The organism is Devosia oryzisoli (genome assembly GCF_014837245.1).
Lineage (GTDB): Bacteria > Pseudomonadota > Alphaproteobacteria > Rhizobiales > Devosiaceae > Devosia > Devosia oryzisoli.
This window is the reverse complement of sequence record NZ_JACYFU010000001.1, coordinates 774,241-797,432: the sequence shown is the minus strand read 5'-3', so window position 1 is coordinate 797,432 and position 23,192 is coordinate 774,241. Positions and strand designations below refer to the sequence as shown.

Annotated in this window: 21 protein-coding genes; 7 read left to right on the top strand and 14 right to left on the bottom strand. The window is 62.4% G+C overall.

The genetic code is table 11. The features are described from left to right. Positions 1–3: 3 nt before the first annotated feature. From metG to IC608_RS18425, 5 genes are all read right to left on the bottom strand, one after another. The gene (gene metG, locus IC608_RS04015; RefSeq protein WP_191772832.1) at positions 4–1,554 is read right to left on the bottom strand and encodes a methionine--tRNA ligase; all 1,551 of its coding nucleotides are present in this window, start codon (positions 1,552–1,554) and stop codon (positions 4–6) included. Then, complete coding sequence (locus tag IC608_RS04010; protein WP_191772831.1) at positions 1,551–2,573, bottom strand: AAA family ATPase; 1,023 nt, start codon at positions 2,571–2,573, stop codon at positions 1,551–1,553. Before IC608_RS04010 ends, metG begins: the two co-directional genes overlap by 4 nt. Then, the gene (tmk, locus tag IC608_RS04005) at positions 2,570–3,253 is read right to left on the bottom strand and encodes a dTMP kinase (RefSeq protein ID WP_191772830.1); all 684 of its coding nucleotides are present in this window, start codon (positions 3,251–3,253) and stop codon (positions 2,570–2,572) included. The genes IC608_RS04010 and tmk overlap by 4 nt, the downstream gene beginning before the upstream one ends. An 18-nt stretch (positions 3,254–3,271) precedes the next feature. Then, entirely contained in the window at positions 3,272–4,414 is a 1,143-nt protein-coding gene (locus IC608_RS04000; protein ID WP_345890823.1) for a D-alanyl-D-alanine carboxypeptidase family protein, read from the bottom strand. 62 nt (positions 4,415–4,476) lie between these two features. Next, entirely contained in the window at positions 4,477–5,283 is an 807-nt protein-coding gene (locus IC608_RS18425) for a septal ring lytic transglycosylase RlpA family protein (RefSeq protein WP_345890822.1), read from the bottom strand. A 497-nt stretch (positions 5,284–5,780) separates the two neighbouring features. Here IC608_RS18425 and metH point away from each other — a divergent pair, with 497 nt between their 5' ends. The 3 genes from metH to IC608_RS03980 are packed head-to-tail and all read left to right on the top strand — an operon-like array spanning position 5,781 to position 10,866. Then, positions 5,781–9,548, top strand: a complete 3,768-nt coding sequence (metH, locus tag IC608_RS03990) for a methionine synthase (RefSeq protein WP_191772826.1) — start codon at positions 5,781–5,783, stop codon at positions 9,546–9,548. Then, on the top strand, positions 9,545–9,904 hold the full coding sequence (locus tag IC608_RS03985; protein ID WP_191772824.1) for a hypothetical protein: 360 nt from the start codon (positions 9,545–9,547) through the stop codon (positions 9,902–9,904). Before metH ends, IC608_RS03985 begins: the two co-directional genes overlap by 4 nt. 41 nt (positions 9,905–9,945) lie before the next feature. Further along, a complete protein-coding gene (locus tag IC608_RS03980) occupies positions 9,946–10,866 on the top strand; it encodes a patatin-like phospholipase family protein (RefSeq protein WP_191772822.1) in 921 nt (306 codons plus the stop codon). Here the strand turns inward: IC608_RS03980 and IC608_RS03975 are convergent. Together IC608_RS03975 and folD are read right to left on the bottom strand one after the other, a co-directional pair. After that, positions 10,863–11,411, bottom strand: a complete 549-nt coding sequence (locus IC608_RS03975; RefSeq protein ID WP_191772820.1) for a DUF1643 domain-containing protein — start codon at positions 11,409–11,411, stop codon at positions 10,863–10,865. The genes IC608_RS03980 and IC608_RS03975 overlap by 4 nt on opposite strands. Next, the gene (folD, locus tag IC608_RS03970; protein ID WP_191772818.1) at positions 11,408–12,310 is read right to left on the bottom strand and encodes a bifunctional methylenetetrahydrofolate dehydrogenase/methenyltetrahydrofolate cyclohydrolase FolD; all 903 of its coding nucleotides are present in this window, start codon (positions 12,308–12,310) and stop codon (positions 11,408–11,410) included. Before folD ends, IC608_RS03975 begins: the two co-directional genes overlap by 4 nt. A 74-nt stretch (positions 12,311–12,384) precedes the next feature. On the opposite strand from folD, the gene IC608_RS03965 reads away from it, so the two are divergent. Both IC608_RS03965 and IC608_RS03960 read left to right on the top strand, forming a co-directional pair. Beyond that, positions 12,385–12,999 carry a DUF1176 domain-containing protein gene (locus IC608_RS03965; protein WP_191772817.1) on the top strand — a complete coding sequence of 205 codons (615 nt, stop codon included), beginning with the start codon at positions 12,385–12,387 and terminating at the stop codon, positions 12,997–12,999. 324 nt (positions 13,000–13,323) lie between these two features. Beyond that, entirely contained in the window at positions 13,324–14,799 is a 1,476-nt protein-coding gene (locus IC608_RS03960) for an AMP nucleosidase (protein WP_191772815.1), read from the top strand. A 29-nt stretch (positions 14,800–14,828) separates the two neighbouring features. On the opposite strand, the gene IC608_RS03955 is transcribed toward IC608_RS03960, so the two are convergent. The 3 genes from IC608_RS03955 to IC608_RS03945 form a co-directional block, all read right to left on the bottom strand. Beyond that, the gene (locus tag IC608_RS03955; protein ID WP_191772813.1) at positions 14,829–15,782 is read right to left on the bottom strand and encodes an NAD(P)-dependent alcohol dehydrogenase; all 954 of its coding nucleotides are present in this window, start codon (positions 15,780–15,782) and stop codon (positions 14,829–14,831) included. A gap of 5 nt (positions 15,783–15,787) precedes the next feature. Next, entirely contained in the window at positions 15,788–17,065 is a 1,278-nt protein-coding gene (eno, locus tag IC608_RS03950; protein WP_191772811.1) for a phosphopyruvate hydratase, read from the bottom strand. Between the two features lie 109 nt (positions 17,066–17,174). Next, entirely contained in the window at positions 17,175–18,131 is a 957-nt protein-coding gene (locus IC608_RS03945; protein WP_191772809.1) for an NAD-dependent epimerase/dehydratase family protein, read from the bottom strand. A 101-nt stretch (positions 18,132–18,232) separates the two neighbouring features. On the opposite strand from IC608_RS03945, the gene IC608_RS03940 reads away from it, so the two are divergent. Then, the gene (locus IC608_RS03940) at positions 18,233–18,661 is read left to right on the top strand and encodes a VOC family protein (protein WP_191772807.1); all 429 of its coding nucleotides are present in this window, start codon (positions 18,233–18,235) and stop codon (positions 18,659–18,661) included. A 60-nt stretch (positions 18,662–18,721) separates the two neighbouring features. Beyond that, the gene (locus tag IC608_RS03935) at positions 18,722–19,750 is read left to right on the top strand and encodes a serine hydrolase domain-containing protein (protein WP_191772805.1); all 1,029 of its coding nucleotides are present in this window, start codon (positions 18,722–18,724) and stop codon (positions 19,748–19,750) included. Positions 19,751–19,759: 9 nt separating this feature from the next. Here the strand turns inward: IC608_RS03935 and IC608_RS03930 are convergent, their stop codons facing one another. The 4 genes from IC608_RS03930 to tpiA all read right to left on the bottom strand — a co-directional run bounded on the left by IC608_RS03930 (position 19,760) and on the right by tpiA (position 23,189). After that, positions 19,760–19,936: a DUF4169 family protein gene (locus tag IC608_RS03930; protein WP_191772803.1), complete on the bottom strand. Its 177-nt coding sequence runs from the start codon at positions 19,934–19,936 to the stop codon at positions 19,760–19,762. Between the two features lie 3 nt (positions 19,937–19,939). After that, positions 19,940–21,568 (bottom strand): CTP synthase, encoded by a 1,629-nt coding sequence (gene pyrG, locus IC608_RS03925; protein WP_191772801.1) that lies wholly within the window; start codon positions 21,566–21,568, stop codon positions 19,940–19,942. Positions 21,569–21,678: 110 nt separating this feature from the next. After that, positions 21,679–22,320 carry a preprotein translocase subunit SecG gene (secG, locus tag IC608_RS03920; RefSeq protein ID WP_191772799.1) on the bottom strand — a complete coding sequence of 214 codons (642 nt, stop codon included), beginning with the start codon at positions 22,318–22,320 and terminating at the stop codon, positions 21,679–21,681. A gap of 113 nt (positions 22,321–22,433) precedes the next feature. After that, positions 22,434–23,189, bottom strand: coding sequence for a triose-phosphate isomerase (gene tpiA / locus IC608_RS03915; protein WP_282567924.1), 756 nt, complete (start codon positions 23,187–23,189; stop codon positions 22,434–22,436). Between the last annotated feature and the right edge of the window lie 3 nt (positions 23,190–23,192).

Genomic DNA, 23,192 nt, shown 5'->3' with positions numbered 1-23,192 from the left:
CGGTCAGTTGCTCTGGTCGGGCTCGACATACCGCGGAAACACACCCTCGGGAGCCGGCAGTGGACGACCCGCCACCGCACGTGCAGCATTGCCCAGCCGGTCGAACGAGCGATCCGATTCCGCAACGCCAAGAAGATCGAGGAGCCGCGCCGCCGATTCCGGCATGACCGGCTGACAGAGGATAGCGACCTGGCGCAGGGCCTCAACGGTAACATAGAGCACCGTCGCCATCCGCGCCGGGTCAGTTTTCCGCAGTGCCCAGGGCGCCTGTGCCGCAAAGTACCGGTTGGTGTCGGAAACGACCTGCCAAATGGACGAAAGCACGTTGTGCAACGCCTGAACCGACATCGCCTGCCGGGTCGTGGAAAGGAGACCATCTACCGCGTCAAGTACGGCCTGATCGTCCGCGGTGAAGGCGCCTGGGGTGGGCACTGCAGCACCGCAGTGCTTGTTGACCATCGAAAGCGACCGCTGCGCCAGATTGCCGAGATCGTTCGCAAGATCTGCGTTGATCCGGTTGACGATGGCCTCGTGGCTATAGGAGCCATCCTGCCCAAACGGCACCTCGCGCAGGAGGTAGTAGCGCAGAGCGTCACGACCGTATTTTTCGGTCAGCTCGAACGGATCAACGACGTTGCCGACCGATTTCGACATCTTCTCGCCCCTGTTAAACAGGAAGCCGTGCGCGAAGACCCGTTTGGGTAGTTCGAGACCCGCACTCATCAGGAACGCTGGCCAGTACACTGCGTGGAAGCGAATGATGTCCTTGCCGATCATGTGGACATCGGCAGGCCAGAATCGGCGTCGTGGGTTGTTCTCGTCCGGGAAACCCGTCGCGGTGATGTAATTGGTCAGCGCGTCGACCCAGACATACATGACGTGCTTGTCATTGCCCGGCACAGAAATGCCCCAGTCGAACGTAGCTCGTGAGACGGAGAGATCGCGCAGGCCGGACTTCACGAAGCTCATAACCTCGTTTCGACGCTCAGAGGGAGCAATGAAGTCGGGGTTAGCCTCATAGTGGGCCATGAGGCGATCGCCGAAGGCGGAGAGCCGAAAGAAGTAGCTCTCCTCCTCAACCCATTCTACCGGCGACCCCAATGGCTCACGGCGTACTCCATCGTCACCGAGCGTTGTCTCCTTCTCGTCGAAGAAGGCCTCCTGACGTACAGAATACCACCCGGCGTACTTGTCGAGGTAGATGTCGCCGGCGTCTGTCATTCGCTGCCAGATGGCTTCGCTGGCCCGGTGGTGCCGATCTTCCGTGGTCCGGATATAGTCATCATAGGAGATATTGAGCTTGGCCCAGAGCTCGCGGAACACATTGGAGTTGCGCGTGGCGAGTTCAAGCGGCGTCAGGCCCTCCTTGGCGGCGGTCTGCTGCATCTTCTGGCCGTGTTCGTCGGTACCAGTAAGAAACAGCACATCGCGTCCATCCAGCCTCTGGTACCGCGCGATCACGTCTGTCGCGATGGCGGTATAGGCGTGACCGATGTGCGGTACCCCATTGGGATAGAAGATCGGCGTCGTGATGAAGAACGGCTGGGCAGTCATAGGGGCTCGGGGACAGCGGACAGAGCGCAATGCGCGCGGATGGAGTCGAAGATGACGATCAGCGTCTGCTTCATGTCGAGGTTGACGCTGTCGGCCTCTTCGAAGAGGGCGTGCACTTTGTCCCATAGGTCCGTGGCAGAGGCAAGCCGCGCCCGCCCCCCCTGCTCTAGCGCAGCCTGTCGCATTTCGGCGGCGATCCAGTCACTCAGAAGCTCGCGGGCAAAAGACATGTCCGCGCTCTGCGGGTCCTTGCCCAATTGATCGGCCAAGGCGATTTCCGCCGCTATTGGATGCATACCCGGGTGCTTGAGCCATTCGATCAACACCCCAACTGGTGACTCTTCCCCGAGGGCCAGCATTTCAAACGCGCGGCGGGGCCGTCCCTTGGCGAGGTCCCCGGCGCGCTCAAGCAAAGCCGGCGAAACGTTGGGCGTCGTGACGGTGATCACCTCCGCAACCTGCCGAATAGAAATTGGCCTAAGGGCCAGCACGTGGCAACGCGACTTGATCGTCGGTAGAAGGCCACCCGGCCGGTGTGACACCAGAAAGAAGGTAGTGTCGCTCGGCGGTTCTTCGAGCGTCTTCAGCAAGGCGTTGGCCGACGGACCATTGCAGTCGTCGATGCTGTCTATGATGGCAATGCGATGCCCCACCCTGCCCCGCGTGCGGTGCAGGGACTCGCGCAACTCCCGCACGTCTTCGACGCGAATGGCTGAATAGAAGCTCTTGCTGTCCTTTGGCCGGCGGCGCAGCACGGCCAGGTTTGGATGCGACAAGGCAGCCACCTGCTCTTGCACCCGACCGGTGGCCTCGTCGCCCGTGGTCGTGAGGATGAGTGCCGCGAGTTCGAAAGCCAGAGTGGCCTTGCCGATCCCCTGCGGCCCATGAAGCATGATCGCTCCCGGGAGCCGGCCTGCCTGCAGTTGGGCGGCCACAGCGTCTCGAGCCTCTTCGTGGCCCAGACTTTCTTGTCGGACTTCGGGCGCCGGGATGCCCTCAAGCGAATCCGGATCGTTCACGCGGCGCGACCCTGCAACTCAGGAAAACGCGAACTGACAACGTCCCAGATCGCCTCCTCCAGCGCCTCTTCAGATTGCTCAGCCGAAATCACGACGCACCGATAGGCATTGGCGCTGGCGATATCGAGGAAGCCGTGCCGAAGCCGCCGATGCCACTCGATCTCTTCCTTCTCGAACCGGTCTCCGGTCACCTGAAGGCCGTCCTCAACCGCGCGTCGCTGGACCCGTTCGAAGGCAATGACGGGATCCATGTCAAGAACGATGGTTAGATCCGGACTGTGGCCATCCAGGGCCAACACCTCCAGCGCGTCGATAAGACGGTCCTCGACCCCGCCCGTCAGCCCTTGGTAGGCTCGCGTGGAATCGCAGAACCTGTCAGAGACGACCCAAGTGCCTTTTTCGAGGTTTGGCCCAATCAACTGGTTGACATGATCGAGCCGGGCGGCCGCAAAAAGCACGGCTTCGGCCCCCGCGCCCCATGCCTCCGATCGGCCTTGCAGAATGAATGATCGGATAGCCTCGGCCTTCGGTGTCCCGCCAGGTTCGCGGGTGCGGACTCCTTCGATCCCCTTGTTGGCGAGGCGGGTCAGCAACCTTCGAACCTGAGTTGATTTGCCAACCCCCTCGCCACCTTCGAACGTGATGAACCGGGCGGGCCGTCTTTGAGGCGTTTCAAGCATTTCCGAGTCGTCTTCCGCCTAGAGCCAGCCGAGAGCCAACTGCTTTAGCGCGTCGGTGGCACGACGCACCAGATCGCCCTGCCGCACCGTGCTCGCAGCATAGAGTGGCGCGGACTGAACCAGCTGGTCCTTGCAGAAGACGTTCAACTTGCCTACCTCGTCACCCGCCATAACCGGAGGTATCAAAGGAGATTGGTAATCTACCGTGGCGCTAAGGCAGTCTCGCGAGCCGCGCGGCAGATAGAGCGCAATTTCCCCTTTGCCCACCAAGCCGACACTGGAGTTTTCGCCGCCATAAACGTCAGCGTAGGCAACGACTGCACCATCCGCATAGGGCGTAAAGCGTTCAAAAGCGCGGGCTCCCCAGGTAAGCAGCTTGCGACCTTCCTCGGTACGTTCCCGCATCGAGCCCAATCCGTGCACCACCGCAATCAGGCGCCGGTCACCCTGCGCCGTGGACGTAACGGAACCGTATCCTGCTTCCTCGGTGTGACCCGTCTTGAGGCCATCCACGCCGATACCCATTTCGACCAAGGAGTTGCGATTGGCCTGTTTGATGCCGTTCCATTCCATCGAGGATTCGGAGAAATAGTGGTAGTACTCGGGAAATTCCGAGATCAGATATCGCGCCAGATTTGCCAAGTCCCGAGCCGAGGAGTGCATGTCGGGATCTGGAAGGCCCGTCGGGTTGGTGAAATGGGAATTGGTCAGCCCGATCTGCTTGGCCAGCTCGTTCATCATCGCGGCAAAGCTGCCCTCCGACCCCGCAATTCCTTCGGCCAATACAATGGCCGCGTCGTTCCCTGACTGGATGATGACCGAACGGATGAGGTCTTCCACCGGGATCTTGGAGTTTAGTTCCGCGAACATCGTCGAGCCGCCTGAACTGGCCCCACCGGTCCGCCATGCGTGTTCCGAGACGAAGAACTCGTCCTTGAGGCTGACACGCCCTGCCCGAATCTCGTTGAACACCACCGCAAGCGTCATGAGTTTGGCCATGCTCGCGGGCTCAAGCTCAACGTCCGCATCTTTCTGAAAGATGACGGTTCCAGACTCGTAGTCCATGAGGACAGCGAACTTCGCCTGTGTGTCGAAGTCCGCCTGCGCTGTCGCAGGGGCAGCGAACGCGAACAGCGCGGCGATGACGTAGAGCAGTTTCACGGACCAATCCTTGCATGGCGCGGGCATACCCCCGCCTTTACGAGGCGCCCGGACACTTCAAACTAATAAAGAACTATGTCCGAAAGGCCAAGTTGCCGCGCCAGATCCAAGGCGTCCTGCCGATCAACTCCTGGTTTGAGCCGTGTCAGCGTCAGCTGCGTGGCAGGGTGGCCATTGAAGCTGACGGTCTTCTCGTCCACCGCACCCAGGACGGCAAACTTTTCCGCGAGGATGATCGCGTTGTCTCTGTTCGAATAGACTCCCAGACCAAGCTGGATGCTGCGCCGATCCGCATCCACGCTCGCCGCCCACTGCTGAAGGGCATCCGAGCGTGATGCCATGGCGTTGGCCGCGGCATGGGCGGTGCCGATGCCGGCGTCTACCTGCTCGGGAGTTGTTTCGGCGTAGGAAAAGAGGCTGCTGAAGAAGTTGGTGGTCATGCCGACAAGGCTTCGACTGCTCTGGCCGGCACTGGCGACCCGCACGTTACCCGCATCATAGGCCGGACCATTATAGCTGGCGACAAGAGCGCGTGTATCGTCCCCGTTGAGCGGGGCCTTGCCGACATAGTCCACCTTGACGTTGGCCGAGCCTCCGTTGACGTAACCCAACATGGCGGCCGCGCGATAGCTGAGGTCGATTATTCGGCCGGAAACGTACGGTCCGCGGTCATTGACGCGGACAATCATCGACCGGCCGTTATCGGTATTCGTGACCCGCACATAGGACGGTAGCGGCAGGGTAGGATGGGCGGCGGTGATGGCATTGGCCGAGAAAATCTCGCCGTTTGCAGTCCGTCTTCCGTGGAAATCGGCGCCGTACCAAGACGCGCGTCCGATCCCTGAATAGCCGGGATCGTCCTTGGGCACGTAGACTTTTCCTCGCACCGTGTAGGGCTCACCCACTTGATAGCGACCACCGCCGCGCGGCGGGTTGGGATCTCGAGAAACGCGTGGAGAGACCGCAACCCCGTATTCGCTCGAGGTAAATGCACCGCGGCTCACGGTGGGGCCAAGGTTTCCCATGGTACATGCGGCCACGATAGTTGCCAGCACGGATGACAGGGCAATGGATCGGACGGCGGTACGCCAATAAGTCGTCACGGTACGCATTACTCAACTAGCCGGAGGTTCGCGCGACCATGATAGGCAGATCGCATTTTATACAAACCAGTTCGCACTCTTGTGGTTATGAGGGCGTTAAGGTGCGCAGAACCCCGAGGCGCATCGCGGCAATTCGGCACCTTACGGTTACCAAAGGACTACCCGATAATGATGCCCAAGGTTGTGGGTTGACTGATATAAAGATATCTTTATGTCTTGCGCCAAGCGCGTTTGCGCTCGTGAAGCAGAAAGAGAGGACGGCGATGAGCCCCTCCCCCCAGACGATCGACAGTCCCCTGCCCCAGACCGATTGGACCGACGTGCGAGCCGCCCTGGCCAAAGCGACGGCCGAACGCATCCTGATCCTGGATGGCGCCATGGGCACGATGATCCAGCGCCTGGGCCTGAGCGAGGACAACTTTCGCGGCGAGCGCTTCAAGGACTGGACGCTGCCGCTCAAGGGCAACAACGATCTGCTGGTGATCACCGAACCCAAGCGGATCGAAGACATTCACTTCGCATACTTCATGGCCGGCGCCGACATCGCCGAGACCAACACGTTCTCTGCAACCTCCGTGGCGCAGGCAGACTATGGCTGCGAGAGCGCGGTCTATGACATCAACTATCAGGGTGTGGTCGTGGCGCGTCGCGCGGCTCTGCGAGCCGAGGCCGAGGACGGAAGGCGGCGTTTTGTGGCGGGCGCTTTGGGGCCTACGAACAAGACGTCGTCAATGTCGACGGACGTCAACAATCCGGGTCACCGGGCCATTACCTTCGATGCGCTTGTTGAAGCGTATGGCGAGGCAATCCGAGGCCTGATAGACGCGGGCGCCGACCTGCTGCTGTTCGAGACCATCACCGATACGCTCAACACAAAGGCCGGCATCTTTGCGGCGCAGCGGCTGTTCGAAGAGCGCGGTATCGACGTACCGATCATGATTTCCGGGACGATCACCGACCTTTCGGGGCGAACGCTCTCTGGTCAGACGCCGACTGCCTTTTGGTATTCGGTGCGGCATGCCCAGCCCTTCACCATCGGGCTTAACTGCGCGCTGGGCGCCGATTTGATGCGCGACCATATTGCCGAATTGTCGGGAGTGGCCGACACTCTGATCTGCGCCTATCCGAATGCCGGGCTGCCCAACGAGATGGGCGCCTATGACCAGACGCCCGAGCAGATGGCTGGACAACTGCGGGCCTTTGCCAGCGACGGCTTGCTGAACATCGTTGGTGGATGCTGCGGCTCGACGCCAGACCATATAAGGGCGGTGGCGCAGATGGCGGCCCAGTACCAGCCGCGAAAGGTGCCGAAGGCGGACCGGTTGCTGCGGCTGGCGGGGCTCGAGCATTTCACGCTGACCAGCGACATCCCCTTCGTCAATATCGGCGAACGCACCAACGTTACTGGCTCCGCACGTTTCCGCAAACTCATCACAGCCGGCGACTACACTGCCGCGCTCGATGTGGCACGCGATCAGGTGGCGAATGGCGCGCAGGTCATCGACATCAACATGGATGAGGGCCTGATCGACAGCCAGCAAGTGATGGTTGATTTCCTCAACCTGCTTGCGGCCGAGCCAGACATCGCCAAGGTCCCGCTGATGATCGACAGCTCCAAGTGGGATGTCATCGAGGCAGGCCTCAAGTGCGTGCAGGGAAAGGCGCTGGTCAACTCCATCTCGCTCAAGGAAGGCGAAGAGACGTTCATTCGCCACGCCAAGTTGGTGAAGGCCTATGGCGCGGCCGTCGTGGTAATGGCGTTCGATGAAAAGGGACAGGCCGACACAAAGCAGCGCAAGGTCGAGATTTGCGCACGCGCATACAAGATCCTGACCGAAGTGGTGGGGATCTCCCCCGAAGACGTCATCTTCGACCCCAACGTTTTTGCCGTGGCGACGGGGATAGAGGAACACAACAACTACGGCGTCGACTTCATTGAGGCCACCAAGCAGATCACTGAGCGGCTGCCGCATGTGCATATCTCGGGCGGTATCTCGAACCTCAGCTTTTCGTTCCGCGGCAATGAGCCGGTGCGGGAGGCAATGCATTCGGTCTTCCTCTACCATGCCATCCAGAACGGCATGGACATGGGCATCGTCAATGCCGGCCAGTTGGCCGTGTATGAGAGCATCGAACCCGAATTGAGGGACGCCTGCGAGGACGTCATCCTCAACCGGCGCCCAGATTCCACCGATCGCTTGCTCGAGATCGCGGAGCGGTTCAAGGGTCAGGGCGGAGGCGCCGGCAAGGCCAAGGACATGAGCTGGCGCGAGCTGCCGGTCGGCGAAAGAATTTCGCATGCGCTGGTCAATGGCGTAACCGAGTTCATTGAAGCCGACACCGAGGAAGCGCGCCAAACCTATGACCGGCCCCTGCACGTCATAGAGGGACCGCTTATGGCGGGCATGAACGTGGTTGGCGATCTCTTCGGGTCGGGGAAGATGTTCCTGCCCCAGGTGGTGAAATCAGCCCGCGTGATGAAGCAGGCCGTGGCTTATCTCCTGCCCTTCATGGAAGAGGAAAAGGCCGCCAATGGCGACGTCGGCGGCCGCCAGAGCGCCGGCAAGGTGCTGATGGCGACCGTCAAGGGCGATGTGCACGACATCGGCAAGAACATCGTTGGCGTCGTCCTGGCCTGCAACAACTACGAGATCATCGACCTGGGCGTCATGGTTTCGAGTCAGAAAATCCTGGAGACGGCCCGGGCAGAGAATGTCGACATCATCGGCCTGTCGGGGCTCATTACGCCATCGCTCGACGAGATGGCGCACGTCGCTGCAGAGATGGAGCGCGAGGGGTTTGATATTCCGCTGCTGATCGGTGGCGCCACAACGAGCCGCGTTCATACGGCGGTAAAAATTCACCCGCGCTATGCGCGCGGACAGGCCGTGCATGTCAACGACGCCAGCCGTGCTGTGGGGGTGGTTTCGAATCTGTTGTCCGACGACACAAAGGTGACGTTCATCGAACAGGTGCGGGCAGAATACGCCAAGGCGGCAGCCGCGCACGAGCGGGCCGAGGCGGAGAAACGACGCCTGCCGCTGGCGGACGCGCGGAACAACGCCTTCAGGCCGGACTGGAGCGCCTATACACCACCCAAACCGACTTTCCTCGGGACCAGAACCTTTGGCGATTTCGACCTCAAGGAGTTGGCCGACTACATCGACTGGACGCCCTTCTTCCAGACCTGGGAACTCAAGGGCCGCTATCCGGCGATCCTTGAGGATGAGAAGCAGGGTGAGGCGGCGCGGGCGCTATGGGTTGATGCGCAGGCCATGCTGGCGGAAATCATCGAGCAGAGATGGTTTGCACCCAAGGCGGTGATTGGCTTCTGGCCGGCCAGTGCCGTCGGGGACGACGTAAGGCTGTTTACCGACGATCAGCGCGAGGACGAATTGGCGACGTTCTTTACGCTGCGCCAGCAGCTGAGCAAGCGCGACGGCAAACCCAATATGGCCCTGAGCGACTTCATTGCGCCGATCGAGAGCGGAAAGCCGGATTATCTGGGCGGGTTCGTCGTCACTGCGGGGATGGAAGAGGTGGCGATCGCCGAACGCTTCGAGCGCGCTAACGACGATTACTCATCGATTCTGGTGAAGGCCCTGGCGGATCGCTTCGCAGAGGCGCTTGCCGAATATATGCACATGAAGGTGCGCCGTGAGTTCTGGGGCTACGCCGCGGACGAGACGCTCACCAGCAGCGAGTTGATCGCCGAGACCTATCGCGGCATACGCCCGGCGGCCGGTTATCCGGCACAGCCTGACCACACGGAAAAGACGACCCTGTTTCGGCTGCTGGAAGCGGAACGCAATGTTGGAGTGAGGCTGACCGAAAGCTACGCAATGTGGCCCGGATCATCCGTCTCAGGCCTCTACTATGCCCACCCCGATGCGTATTACTTTGGCGTGGCCAAGGTGGAGCGCGATCAGGTAATTGATTATGCCCAGCGCAAGGGGATGGAAGTCCAGGAAGTCGAGCGCTGGCTGGGACCCATCCTCAACTACATTCCGAACAAGGTGGCGGCGGAGTGAGCACTCCCCGTCCGCAGCCAATTCCGGTGATCCTGGTGACCGCTCCGGGGCCGCTGCTGACGGACCTGGATGCCGGCACGGCGCTGCTGCGTCTCCCGGCCAACAGCGGGCACGGCCATGCCGATGGAGAAGTATGCGTTGCGTGCTCCAGTCAAACTGACGTGCGGACTCTACTGTTCAACCTGATCGAGGAACAGCGACGCGGAACGCGGCCGGCGTTCCAGCGCGTCGTAGTAGACGCTAGTGCGGTTCGCGACCGGCAGCGCGTTCTGGATGCCCTGAATGGCAAACTGCCGGCACAGGCACTGCGCGACCACGCGGTGGCTCGCTTGTTCTTTCTTGCTGACGCGCCTTAGTCTGGGTCCTGACATTGTCTGACCACTAGCTGGAGATTGGCATGACCGGGACCCGCGTTGCACTGGCTCTGGGCGGCGGCGCCGCGCGTGGTTGGGCCCATATCGGGGTGATCGAGGCGCTGATCGAAGCGGGTATCAAGCCAGACATTATTTGCGGAACTTCGATAGGGGCACTGGTCGGCGCCGTACATGCCAGTGGTCAATTGGACAAGCTGCGCGACTGGGCCATGGGCGCAGACTGGCGCGCGGTTGCCGCGATGGTCGACATCAACGTTCTTGCCGGCGGCCTGGTCGACGGCGCCCGTATCTTGGATTGGCTAGCCGGCATGGGTCTGCCGGAAAACATCGAGGACCTGGCCATCCCGTTTGGTGCGGTGGCTACCGATATCAGCAATGGGCGTGAGATCTGGCTTCGAGTTGGAGCCCTCGCTCCTGCCATTCGTGCCTCCATAGGCATGCCGGGGCTGTTCAGCCCGACGAGGATCGATGGCCGCTGGCTGTCCGATGGCGGATTGGTCAACCCGATCCCGGTTTCCCTGTGCCGCGCCATGGAGGCGGACTTCATCATTGCCGTCAGTCTCAATGGGGACCTGCTTGGACGGCCGCTGATAGCCGAACCCGAGCCGAACGACGAACCGCGCCCAAAACCGGAAGGCGTTGTGGACGTGATCCGCTCCATCCCTGAATCCGTGCAAAAGATGGCTTCGCTGAAATGGTTTGCCGGCCTCGGCGGACCTGGCTACTTCGATGTGCTCACCAATTCGATCGACATCATGCAGAACCACATCACGCGCTCCCGCCTGGCGGGCGAGCCACCGCACGCAATGATCGCACCGCGCGTCGCGAGTTTCGGTCTGCTGGAGTTTCACCGTGCCCCTGAGGCTATCGCGGAAGGTCGGGCAGCGGCGGAGCAGATGCTCCCCGTCATCGAACAAAAGCTTAGCGGCCGCTACCGTCTCTAGGCGATAAACGGCACAAGAGGAGTGTCGGACCGCAGATAGAGCGGGTGCTTTGGCGAGCCGTCGGCATTCGTGCCGAAGCACCAGAGTTCGACGCCTGCGGCCCGTAGCGCTTCGATCATTTCGCGACCAGCCGGAGCCAAGGCCTTGTTGAGCTTGCCATGACAGAGCACAACACGGGCGGCGCCTGCGGCGGCATCCAGCAGGTCGGGCAGGTTGGCAGGAGACACAGCCGACACCCCCGGCTGCAGCAGCGCCTTCGGGTCAGTTGCGCGGTAGTCGCCCACATTGCACTTGATCATGCCGAAAAAGCCCTCGCGACGAGCGAACGTCCACTCACGAGCACATGTGGGATCATCCACCAGCGCATCCGCTGTGGACGGATTCATGCCGACGAAGACAATGTAGCGATCCGGAAAATATTCACCGATCCAGCGGCGCATCCGCTGCCGGTAGCGGCCATCGGCGCTCATCTTGGCGTCGCCGTGGACGCCGGGGGCAAGGCGCAAGCGCACCTTGCCGCCGGGGTCATGGGAGTCGTCGCTCATGCCGTAAGATCGCTCGGCGGGATGAGGCCATTGATCAGTGAAGCCGTGGTGACGGTATTGGCGAGGAGACAGGCGATCGTCATCGGGCCGACGCCGCCGGGGACAGGCGTGATGGCGCCGGCCACTTCGGACGCTGCTGCTGTGTCGACGTCACCAACCAAGCGGGTCTTGCCCTCGCCCTTTTCCGGCGCGGCGATCCTGTTGATGCCGACATCGATAACCGCGGCCCCCGGCTTTATCCAATCTCCCTTTATCATCTGGGGCCGCCCGACGGCGGCGACGACGATGTCAGCCTGGCGAATGACATCGGGAAGGTTCTGAGTCCGCGAATGGGCCACGGTGACCGTGCAGTTGTCGCGCAGGAGCAATTGCGCCATCGGCTTGCCAACAAGGTTGGAACGGCCGACGATGACCGCGTGCTTCCCCTCCAGCGAGCCCAGTTCCGCGCGCAGGAGCATCAGGCAACCCAGCGGAGTGCAGGACACGGGGCCGGGCAGTCCGATCTGGACCTTGCCGACGTTGGCGGGCGTGAAGCAATCGACATCCTTCGCCGGATAGATGGCTTCGATGATCTTATTGGCGTCGATGTGCTTCGGTAAGGGCATCTGGACGAGGATGCCGTGGACCGCGGGATCGGCATTGAGCCGGTGCACCAGGGTAAGCAGGTCGGCCTCGGACGTATCAGCCGGCAATTCGTGTTTAAACGAAGCCATGCCCACTTCGGCGGTTTGCCTGGCCTTGTTGGCGACGTAGACCTGGCTGGCCGGGTCTTCCCCAACGATCACCACCGCAAGGCCCGGGGTGATGCCGTGCTCCGCCTTTAGGCGTGCCACATGTTCCGCAATGCGACCGCGCAGGTTCTCGGCAAACTGCTTTCCGTCGATGATTTTTGCGGTCATGGGGCCTCGCTGTGATTAATCTGGAGGCGCGGGCGCTGATGGCTCGCGCTTGGCCTCGACATAAGGGATACTCCATGATCCGTCCATCGCTTTGGCTGCCACTCGTGGCCCTTTGCCTGGGAACGCTGCCCAGTACCGCACAAGATGCCAACCTGGCGAAGCAGGCGCGCAAACTGCATTCTCTTGCCAGCGGCCCTATGTGTGAGCGTACCGACGGTGGCTATGTGCCTGAAGACGAGTTGCAAAGCTGGACGTTCAGTTATGTCCCCAGCTACGCCGACGATGCCGAGAAGGAAGAGGTCACCCTAATCCGTATCTTTTGCGGCGCGGGCGCCTACAACCTCCAGCACGCCTACTACTGGTACCGCGAGTATGACGGACTGCAGCCGCTCGCGTTTGCCGAGCCGACGTTCGAAACCAAATATGATGATGACGATCTGCTCGAGGGGAAACTCGAGAGTGTAACGGTCAGCGGAATGACCGCCGCCACCATCCTCGTCAATTCAGAGTTCGATCCAGAAACTTTGACGGTGACTTCCCATAGTCTGTGGCGGGGTATCGGAGACGCCAGTTCATCGGGCACATGGATGTTCCGTGACGGCCAGTTCGCGCTTGTCAGTTATGACGTCGACGCGAGCTATGACGGCGAGGTGAACCCGGAGACCCTCGTCGACTTTCAGGCACGCTAGAACAGCGAAGGCCGCCGCGGCATCGCTGCCGGGCGGCCTTTGGGGCAGGAGTCCACCGCGCTGTTGAGGGCTTGGGGGACAAGCGGCGAACCACCACCCGCTCACCGGATGCATGGGTCGCTTGCCGTGCCGATGAACTGCTTATGAAGATGAGCACTAATTGCGGCGAGAAAAGTGCGGCTCACCGAACTGTGAAGCCTGCTGTGACGGCGCCCGGCGCGTTGAGGAACTGTCATGCGGCCCCTATAGTGCACCATATGTATCAGCGCACGATTCCGATCAGCATGGCGCTCATGTCCGGGGGCGCCACCACAAGGGTCAACAATGACGACAATCAGCCCGCCCCGCCTCGAGAAGACGTCCTTCACCGATCCGCAGGCCGCCTGGGCCCATATCGCCGACATCTACCGCCGCAACTGCGAGTTCATCCGCAGCCACCTCGAGAACCTGAGCCGCGGTGTGCTGCCCGAAGGCCGAGTGCGGGCCTGCTACCCTCAGGTGGAAGTGCGCTCCACGAGCTATTCCAAGCACGAAAGCACACTGCCCTACGGCTACCTGCATAGCCCGGGCCTCTATCGGACCACCGTGACGGCGCCGGATCTGTTCAAGGGGTATCTGCAGGAACAGTTCGCGGTGATTCTCAGCAATCACGGTGGCACGATCGATGTCGGGGAATCGGATACGCCGATCCCGTTGCATTTCGCGCTGGGGCCGCGCGAACACCTCGACGGGAAAGCCCTCAACGCCATCGACGTGCCATTGCGCGATATCTTTGATGCACCGGACCTGACCAATACGGACGATGAAATCGCCAACGGCACCTACGTGCCGCCGCGCGGGGGGCCGTACCCGCTTTCAGCGTTTACGGGACCGCGCGTCGACTATTCGCTGTTCCGGCTCTCGCACTATACGGGCACCGACGCCGAGCATTTCCAGAACTTCGTGATCTTTACCAACTACCAGTTCTACATCGACGAATTCTGCCGCGTCGCTAAGGACTGGATGGCGGGCGGGCATGAGCATTACCAGCGCTTCATCGAGCCGGGGAACGTCTCGACCGACAACATGCTGGCCGGTGGCGGCGTGACCGGCGAGGCCCCGCCGCGCATGCCGCAGATGCCGGCCTATCACTTGGTCGGGGATCGCGGCCGCGGTATCACCATGGTCAATATCGGCGTCGGCCCGTCCAACGCCAAGACCATCACCGACCATATCGCCGTTCTTCGCCCGCATGCCTGGATCATGCTGGGCCACTGCGCCGGCCTCAGGAATTCGCAAGAGCTGGGGGACTTCGTGCTGGCGCACGCCTATCTGCGCGAAGACCATGTGCTGGACGCCGACCTGCCGCTGACGGTTCCCGTACCGGCGCTGGCCGAAGTGCAGGTGGCCCTGCAGCAGGCGGTGGCCGAGGTGACGCAGACCGAGGGCATCGAGACCAAGAAGATCATGCGCACCGGGACCGTCGCCACGTTCGACAACCGGAACTGGGAACTGCGCGACCAGACGGAAATCATCCGGCAGCTCAGCCAGTCGCGCGCCGTGGCGCTCGACATGGAAAGCGCCACGATCGCGGCGAACGGGTTCCGCTTCCGAGTGCCCTACGGCACCCTGCTCTGCGTGTCGGACAAACCTCTTCACGGCGAACTGAAGCTGCCGGGAATGGCCTCGGACTTCTACCGGACCCAGGTCAACCGGCACCTGCAAATCGGGCTGCGGGCCATGGAGATATTGCGGGACCAGCCGGCGGAGCGGCTGCATTCGCGCAAATTGCGCAGCTTTGCCGAGACGGCGTTCCAATGAAATGACGGGCCCGGGAAGGTTTCAGGGTCTCATTCGACCGTAATGACCACCTTGCCGACCGCTCGACCTCCGCCGAGTCGGCGGAGGGCCTTGGCACCGTCCTCGAGAGCGAAGGTGCTATCGACGACGGGGCGGACCGTGGCAGCGAGCGTCAGGTTGTCTGACGGCGAAATCCTGTACGGGAGGATGCTGAGTGTCTTGCCGCGGCTGAAGGGGGACGCGACGAGAATGCGGAGGAGGCTTGAAATGGTGCCGCCGATCACCACCAGACGGCCGCCGCGCCTGAGGCAGCGCCGATAGTGGCTGGCGGGGCGGTTGGCGACCACGTCAATGATGAGGTCGTAGCGCTCCGCGGTGGCGGTGAAATCCTCGGATTGGTAGTCGATGAAGCCATCTGCGCCAAGGGCCAGCAGGGCCTCGCGTTTTTCCGCCCGATCAACGGCAATGATCGTCGCGCCGGTGGCTTTGGCCAACTGGATACCAAAGGTGCCAACGCCGCCCCCGGCCCCGTTGAAGACGACGATATGGCCCGCACCCAATTGAGGGAACTTGCGCAGAGCCTGGAGGACGAGGCTACCGGCCTGGGGAACGGCCGCCGAGTCGACGAACGACAGGCTTGGCGGGATGAGCGCCAGGACGCTGGCGGGGGCGCAGACATAGTCGGCAAAACCGCCCCATTTCCCGCCGGAGAGGTCGCCAAAGACCCGGTCGCCCCGCTTCAGGCTGGTGACGCCCGGCCCCACGGTCTCGACGGTGCCGGCAACATCGGCGCCCAGGATTTTGAACGGCGGCTTGAAGGGGCCCGTAATGCGGCCCATGGGCGTACCGGTGACCGAGTCCCAATCCCAGGAATTGAGCGCGGTAGCGTGGACGCGAACCAGGACTTCGTCCTGCTTTGGCTGCGGCCGGGGCACCTGCTCCAGCCGCAAGACGTCTTCTGGCGGGCCGTATCGTTCGATGACGAGGGCCCGCATGGTGGTCATGGCGCCTAGCGACCCTTCACGACCGAGTAGCCAGCATATTTGGCCGAGGTGCCAAGCTGCTCTTCAATGCGGATCAACTGGTTGTACTTGGCTAGGCGGTCAGAGCGGCTGAGCGAACCGGTCTTGATTTGACCGCAGTTCAGCGCAACCGCCAAGTCTGCAATCGTGGAATCCTCGGTTTCGCCGGAGCGGTGCGACATCACGGAGGTGTAGCCGGCGCGGTGCGCGGTATCGACGGCGTTGAGGGTTTCGGACAACGAGCCGATCTGGTTGACCTTCACCAGAATCGAGTTCGCGACACCCATCTTGATGCCTGACACGAGGCGCTCGGTGTTGGTGACGAACAGGTCATCGCCCACGAGTTGCACCTTCTTGCCGATGGCGTCGGTGAGCGCCTTCCAGCCGTCCCAATCGTCTTCGGCCATGCCATCCTCGATGGAAATGATCGGGAAGCGGTTGGCGAGATCCTCGAGGAAGCGCACGTTCTCGTCGGACGAAAGCGACTTGCCCTCGCCCGCCATCTCGTACTTGCCGTTCTTGTAGTACTCGGTCGCAGCGCAATCGAGGCCGAGGAAAACGTCCTCGCCCGGCTTGTAGCCGGCTTTCTCGATCGAGCGCATGATGAACCCGAGCGCGTCGTCGGCCGACCCAAGGTTGGGGGCAAAGCCCCCCTCGTCACCGACATTGGTGTTGTGGCCCTCTGCCGACAGACCCTTTTTCAGCGTGTGGAAAATTTCCGAACCGATGCGGACGGCATCGGCAAGCGATTCCGCGCCGGCCGGCAGGATCATGAATTCCTGCATGTCGATAGGATTGTCGGCGTGCTGGCCGCCATTGATGATGTTCATCATCGGGACCGGCAGGATATGCGCGTTCGGTCCGCCGATATAGCGGTAGAACGGCAATTCGCTCGACTCGGCAGCAGCCTTGGCGACGGCGAGCGACACACCTAGAATGGCGTTGGCGCCGAGCTTGCCCTTGTTGGCGGAGCCGTCGAGCTCGATCATGACCTGGTCGACGGCCAACTGATCGAGGGCATCCATGCCCTGGATTTCGTCGGCAATGACGGTATTCACGTTGTCGATGGCCTGGGTCACGCCCTTGCCGCTGTAGAGCTTGCCACCGTCGCGCAGTTCCACGGCCTCGTGGGCACCAGTGGATGCACCTGAGGGCACAGCCGCGCGGCCAAAGCTGCCATCGTCCAGCACGACGTCGACCTCGACAGTCGGATTTCCGCGGCTGTCATATATCTGGCGGCCATTGACGTGGATGATAGAAGACATGCGTGCGTGCCCTTCCCGGTGCGTTTTGGGTGTGCCGATTGTCTAGACGCGCCGTGTGACGGAGGAAAGAGGGGCGACGCAAAAAAGCGGAACCCTGGTCCGGTGCGGTTCAGATGTCGAGGCGACCGTTGTCGCGGAGCCAGGCGACCGATTCCTGCACAGCGGCGAGCGATGAGTAGCGGGGTGCGTACCCCAGCAGACGACGCCCCTTTTCGATGGAGCAGTTGGGCGAGCGGGCGATGTGCTCCCAGGTCGCTGCTGCATTTTCGGGCTTCTGGCGCGCTTTCCACTCTGCCCAGGGCAGGAATGCCAGGTTCGGCTCCTGGCCAAACCAGTGCGCCATGGCTTCCGCATAGTGCCGGAGGGTTACCGCCCCGGGCGAGACCGCGTGGAACGCTTCGCCGGTCGCAGCGCGCCAGTGTGCCATGGCCAGCATCGCCAGAACGGCGATGTCGTCGGCGTGGATGTGGTGCACCGTTTCCATGCCCAAATTGGGTAGGGCCAGTTCCTCGCCCCGCGCCAGCGTCTGGAACGCAGTATTGTCGAAATGACCGGCCGGGTTCAGGGGCGACCACCCCTGCCCCACGATGTGTCCCGGGTGCAGGATGGTGACAGGAAATCCCTGCCGTCGCGCCAGATCGAGCAGATAGGCCTCGATGGCGGCTTTGTGCACGCCATAATCGCCGAACGGCCGCTTGGTGACATCTTCCGGCGTCGGCACCACTTCGGAGAAACCGTGCGTCCAGATGGTGCCGATGTGGATCATCTGCTGCACGCGCCCCATGAGGGCTTCGGCCAATTGCGTGGCGCTTTCGAGCGTGAAGCAGATGTTGTCGATGACGATCTCTGCGCGCAAGTCGGCGATGGTTCGGCCGAAATCGCCCTGCTTTTCCAGGGCCGCCCGATCGAGATTAACCGTTTCAGCTTCTGCCCATGCGGGGTGCGCAACATAGGGCTTTGCCGTGCCGCGGGAGACGGCGACGACCCGGTGACCGGCCTGCACCAGGCGCGGGATGAGGTAGGTGCCGATGTGTCCGGTGGCACCGATAACGACAACGCGAGCCATAGTTGTTCCTCCCTCCGCGGGCCGGGGCTGGCCAGAACGGTGCGCCCGTCCTAACATGTCAGGGCGGTCTGTCCATACTGCAGTTTCCGGAGGAATATCTTATGCCATCCCTGATCAAGCAGGTCGCACACACCTGCATTTTTGCCCGTGACCTGGACGCGGTCGAGAGTTTTTACCGCGACGTCTGTGGCGTGCCGCCCAAGTTCGACTTCAAGCGCGGCGATGATCGGATCGGCTTTTATCTTGATTTCGGCAACCGAACGTTTGTGGAGGTTTTCCTCAAGGGCGAGTCCCGGTTCGAGGACACCAACCAGATCAACCACATCTGCCTCGAGACGGAGGACATCGACGCCTTCATGGCCAATGCGAAGGCAAAGGGCGTGGCCGTGACCGACAAGAAGCTGGGTGTCGACCACACATGGCAATGCTGGCTGGCCGACCCGAGTGGCGTGAAGCTGGAAATCTTCCAGTACACCGACAAGTCCATGCAATTCGGAGCTGACGGCGCCATCTGCCAAGTGGACTGGTAACGCCCGAGGGCAAGTGGCGCCTCCTCATGATTTCGCCGCACCCCCTTGCAAGAAAGGGGCATGCTCAAGCTGTCCCTTTTTCTTGCCGCCAGTCTGCTGTTTCCCGCGGCGACCGTTGCCCAAGAGTCGCCAATCGATGCCGTCCTCGAGCGCGCCTCAGGGCTTGATCCGCTTGAAACGGTGATCGTGGCGGTGGACGGCGAGGTGGTCGCCGCAAAGGGCTATGCCGGCCATTCTCCCGATGAGCCCACCAACATCAAATCGGCATCCAAGAGCATCATCTCGGCGCTTGTCGGCATCGCCATCGACAAGGGCCTGCTGAGTGGCGTGGACCAGAAGGTGTCGAAGCTCTTGCCCGATGACCTGCCGGACGATCCGGACCCCCGGCTGGCCGAGGTGACGGTAGGTAACCTGTTGTCCATGCAGGCGGGGCTGGAGCCCACCTCGGGGCCCAACTATGGGCGATGGATCGCCAGCGACAACTGGGTGCGCGCGGCTCTGGGCCGGCCGTTCATCGATGATCCGGGCGGGCGGATGCTCTACTCGACTGGCTCGACGCACCTGCTCTCGGCCATCCTGACGAAGGTGGGCGGAAAATCGACGCTGGCGCTGGCGAAAGACTGGCTGGCGCCGCTGGAGGGCTTTGCCATCGCGGGCTGGGAGCAGGATTCGCAGGGCATCTATCTCGGTGGCAACGAGATGGCGATGAGCCCCATGTCGCTGCTCGCCTTCGGAGAGTTGTACCGCGCTGGCGGCCGGACGCCCGAGGGCATGCAACTGGTGTCGCCGGACTGGATCGAACAGTCATGGACGCGGCGAACGACCTCGCGCTTCAACAACGACGGCTATGGCTATGGCTGGTTCCTGCGCCGCATCGGCGGCGAGGAGGTGCGATACGCCTGGGGCTATGGCGGGCAGATGCTCTATATCGTGCCCAGCCTGGAGCTCTCGGTGGTGATGACGTCCGACGCGACGGCCCCATCGGCAGGCACGGGGCACCGCGATGCCTTGATGGCCCTGATGGGCGCGATCATCGACGTGGTGCGAGATGAGGCTGCGCCGGCACCCGCTGAAGCCGGAGGCGACTGAGCGGGACGATTATTCGTCCCGCTTGTGTCCATCAATGTGCTTTTCGGCGCGCTGCCGTTCGGCGGCCGTCTTGAGCTTTTCGGCCTTCATGCGACCGAACGCCAGCCGATTGGCATCAGCGGTCGCGGCCTTGTCGGCGCGCGCCTTCTGCTTGCGCGCCTGACGAAGATTGACGAGATCGCCCATCGCTTAGACCAGCCGGCTCTGCTCCATTGCTGCGGCAATGAAGCTGGTGAAGAGCGGATGCGGCTCGAAGGGCTTGGACTTGAGCTCGGGGTGGAACTGAACGCCGATGAACCAGGGGTGGTCGGTGCGCTCGACGATCTCGGGCAGCCGACCATCAGGCGAGACGCCGGAGAACAGCAGGCCGTTCTTTTCGAGCATCTTGCGGTAGTCCATGTTCACCTCGTAGCGGTGACGATGGCGCTCGGAAATGCGCGTGGTCCCATAGATATCGGCAACGCGCGAACCGCGCGTAAGCTGGGCAGGATAGGCACCAAGGCGAAGCGTGCCGCCGAGGTCCCCTTCGGACGCCCGCGTTTCCTTCTCGTTGTCCTTCACCCACTCGGTCATCATGCCCACGATCGGCTCCTTGGTGGGGCCGAATTCGGTCGAGGATGCCGACTTGATGCCCGCCGTGTTGCGCGCCGCCTCGATGCACGCCATCTGCATGCCGAAGCAGATGCCGAAATAGGGCACGTCCTTGGTGCGGGCAAAGCGCGCCGCCTCGATCTTGCCGGCAGAGCCGCGTTCCCCAAAACCGCCGGGCACCAGGATGCCGTGAACGTGTTCGAGATAGGGCGCGGGGTCATCGCGCTCAAAAACCTCGGAGTCGATCCAGTTGATGTTGACCTTCACCTTGTTGGCAATGCCGCCATGGGTGAGAGCCTCGGAGAGGGATTTGTAGGCGTCCTTGAGGCCGGTGTACTTGCCCACGATGGCGATGTTGACCTCGCCCTCCGGATTGTGGAGGCGCTGCGACACGTCCTGCCATGCGGTGAGATCGGGCGCGGGGGCATCGGTGATGCCGAATGCCGCGAGAACTTCGCGATCGAGCCCTTCCTTGTGGTAGGCCAGCGGCACATCATAGATCGAGCCCACGTCGAGGCCCTGGATGACGGCGCTTTCGCGGACGTTGCAGAAAAGCGAAAGCTTCTTCTTTTCGCCCTCGGGGATGGGGCGGTCGCAGCGGACCAGCAGCACGTCCGGCGCGATGCCTATAGAGCGCAGTTCCTTGACCGAATGCTGGGTCGGCTTGGTCTTGAGCTCGCCGGCCGAGGGGATGTAGGGCATCAGGGTCAGGTGCAGGTAGCACGCATGGCCCCGCGGCAGGTCGTTGCCGAGCTGGCGGATGGCCTCGAAGAACGGCAGGCCCTCGATATCGCCAACGGTACCGCCGATCTCGACGAGCACGAAATCGAAATCCTCGTTGCCGTCGAGGACGAAGGCCTTGATGGCGTCGGTGACGTGCGGGATGACCTGCACCGTGGCGCCCAGGAACTCGCCTTTTCGCTCCTTGGCCAGCAAATCGGAATAGATGCGGCCGGTGGTGATGTTGTCGCGCTTGTTGGCCGCGCGACCCGTGAAGCGCTCATAGTGACCGAGGTCGAGGTCGGTTTCCGCACCATCGTCAGTGACGAACACTTCGCCGTGCTGCGTCGGCGACATCGTGCCGGGGTCAATGTTGAGATAGGGATCCAGCTTGCGCAGGCGGACCTTGTAGCCGCGCGCCTGCAGCACTGCGCCGAGCGCCGCCGAAGCCAGACCTTTGCCAAGGGAGGAAACCACGCCTCCGGTGATGAATACGTACCGAGCCATGGGCGATCACCATAAGCACAAGAGTAATGATTCGCAGAGACGCCGAAGCGCTCTACACAAAAAGAAGAAGGGGATGTCGCCATCCCCTTTTTCGGTCTGCCTTGCGGCGGTCAGCTGCCGGTCGGAGCCGGCGCTTGTTCGGTGGTGGCAGCCGGGGCTGCGGGCTGTGACGTGGTCGCGCTGCCAGCGGCGGGAGCGGTGGACGTGTTTTCGACCGGGGGCGCCTCGGTGTCCGTCGCCAGCGGCGCATCACCACCTGCGGCGGGTGCGGTCGCTGCGGGTGCCTGGGCGGGAGCCGTGGTGCCCGTCGTTGCAGCCGGAACCGGCAGGTCGCTGGTGCCAGCGGCTGGCGCAGGTGTGGTGGTCGCGGGTGCGTTCGTCGTCGCCGGCGCATCAATTGCCGGGACCGGAAGTCCGTCGTTTGCGGTTTCGTCGCCCTGGAGTGCATTGAGCGCATCGAGCACGCTGCTGTTTTCCTGGCCGCCCTGCGTCGTGCTGGCCCGCTCCAGAATGCCGGACGTGCCGCGATCGAATTCGTTGAGCAGGGTCAGGCCGATGGCGCTGGCAAAAAACAGGGCCGCGAGAATAGCCGTGGTCCGCGTCAGCAGGTTGGCTGAGCCGCGCGCCGTCATGATACCGCCGCCACCGCCGCCGCCGATACCCAGCGCGCCGCCCTCGGAACGCTGGATCAGGATCACCGCTATCAGCGCGAGCACGATCAACAGATAGGCGACTAGCAGAACGTTGGCCATGGAACTCGTCTTTGGGTCGGTCTCTTCAAGGATGCGGGCTCATACACCCGCAATACGGCAAATACCAGTCGACTGCCGCGAAAATTGCCGCAGTCGACCGATGCCGTCAGTTCTTAGACCGCCGAGATAATGGTGTAGAAGTCGTTTGCCAAGAGGCTTGCGCCACCGACCAAGCCGCCGTTGACGTTGTCCACTCCAAGGATTTCGCGGGCATTGTGCGGCTTCATCGATCCGCCATAAAGAATGCGGATGGCTTCGCCCCGGCTGACGCCGAAACGATCCACAAGCCGATCCCGGATGGCCTTATGCATTGTGGCAATCTCTTCCAGCGATGGCGTGCGGCCGCTTCCGATGGCCCAGACCGGTTCATAAGCCACCTCCACCTGATGCGATCCCGCCGCATCGGGCACGGAGCGGGCTAACTGATCCGCAACGACGGCTTCCGCCTCTCCGGCGTCGCGCTGTGCCTCCGTTTCACCGACGCAGATGATGGGACTGAGACCCGCGCCGATCGCGGCCTCGGCCTTGGCGCGCACAACCTCGTCAGTTTCGCCATGATCGGCCCGGCGCTCGGAGTGCCCCACGATTACGAACTGCCCTCCCGCATCGGCGATCATCGCCGCTGCAATGTCACCGGTGTGCGGACCCTGAGCCGCGACATGGCAATCCTGCCCCCCGGCGAGAATGCCGCTCGATGCCCCCTGAGCAGCGACTGCGGCCAGCAAGGTGGCTGGGGGACAAACAACGACGACGGCGCGCGGTGCTTCGCCGGTCGTCAGGAGACGCGCTAACTCAGCCAACTCGCTGAGCGAGTGCGTGAGCCCGTTCATCTTCCAGTTTCCGGCGATCAGCGGTGAAACGGTCGTCAATCT

Coding starts and splice junctions, on each gene's coding strand:
- IC608_RS03980 (WP_191772822.1), top strand. CDS start 9,946: ATGACCGGGACCCGCGTTGCACTGGCTCTGGGCGGCGGCGCCGCGCGT.
- folD (WP_191772818.1), bottom strand. CDS start 12,310: ATGACCGCAAAAATCATCGACGGAAAGCAGTTTGCCGAGAACCTGCGC.
- IC608_RS03955 (WP_191772813.1), bottom strand. CDS start 15,782: ATGACCACCATGCGGGCCCTCGTCATCGAACGATACGGCCCGCCAGAA.
- IC608_RS03945 (WP_191772809.1), bottom strand. CDS start 18,131: ATGGCTCGCGTTGTCGTTATCGGTGCCACCGGACACATCGGCACCTAC.
- IC608_RS03940 (WP_191772807.1), top strand. CDS start 18,233: ATGCCATCCCTGATCAAGCAGGTCGCACACACCTGCATTTTTGCCCGT.
- tmk (WP_191772830.1), bottom strand. CDS start 3,253: ATGCTTGAAACGCCTCAAAGACGGCCCGCCCGGTTCATCACGTTCGAA.
- metG (WP_191772832.1), bottom strand. CDS start 1,554: ATGACTGCCCAGCCGTTCTTCATCACGACGCCGATCTTCTATCCCAAT.
- IC608_RS03935 (WP_191772805.1), top strand. CDS start 18,722: ATGCTCAAGCTGTCCCTTTTTCTTGCCGCCAGTCTGCTGTTTCCCGCG.
- pyrG (WP_191772801.1), bottom strand. CDS start 21,568: ATGGCTCGGTACGTATTCATCACCGGAGGCGTGGTTTCCTCCCTTGGC.
- IC608_RS03960 (WP_191772815.1), top strand. CDS start 13,324: ATGACGACAATCAGCCCGCCCCGCCTCGAGAAGACGTCCTTCACCGAT.
- IC608_RS03975 (WP_191772820.1), bottom strand. CDS start 11,411: ATGAGCGACGACTCCCATGACCCCGGCGGCAAGGTGCGCTTGCGCCTT.
- eno (WP_191772811.1), bottom strand. CDS start 17,065: ATGTCTTCTATCATCCACGTCAATGGCCGCCAGATATATGACAGCCGC.
- IC608_RS03965 (WP_191772817.1), top strand. CDS start 12,385: ATGATCCGTCCATCGCTTTGGCTGCCACTCGTGGCCCTTTGCCTGGGA.
- metH (WP_191772826.1), top strand. CDS start 5,781: ATGAGCCCCTCCCCCCAGACGATCGACAGTCCCCTGCCCCAGACCGAT.
- IC608_RS03930 (WP_191772803.1), bottom strand. CDS start 19,936: ATGGGCGATCTCGTCAATCTTCGTCAGGCGCGCAAGCAGAAGGCGCGC.
- secG (WP_191772799.1), bottom strand. CDS start 22,320: ATGGCCAACGTTCTGCTAGTCGCCTATCTGTTGATCGTGCTCGCGCTG.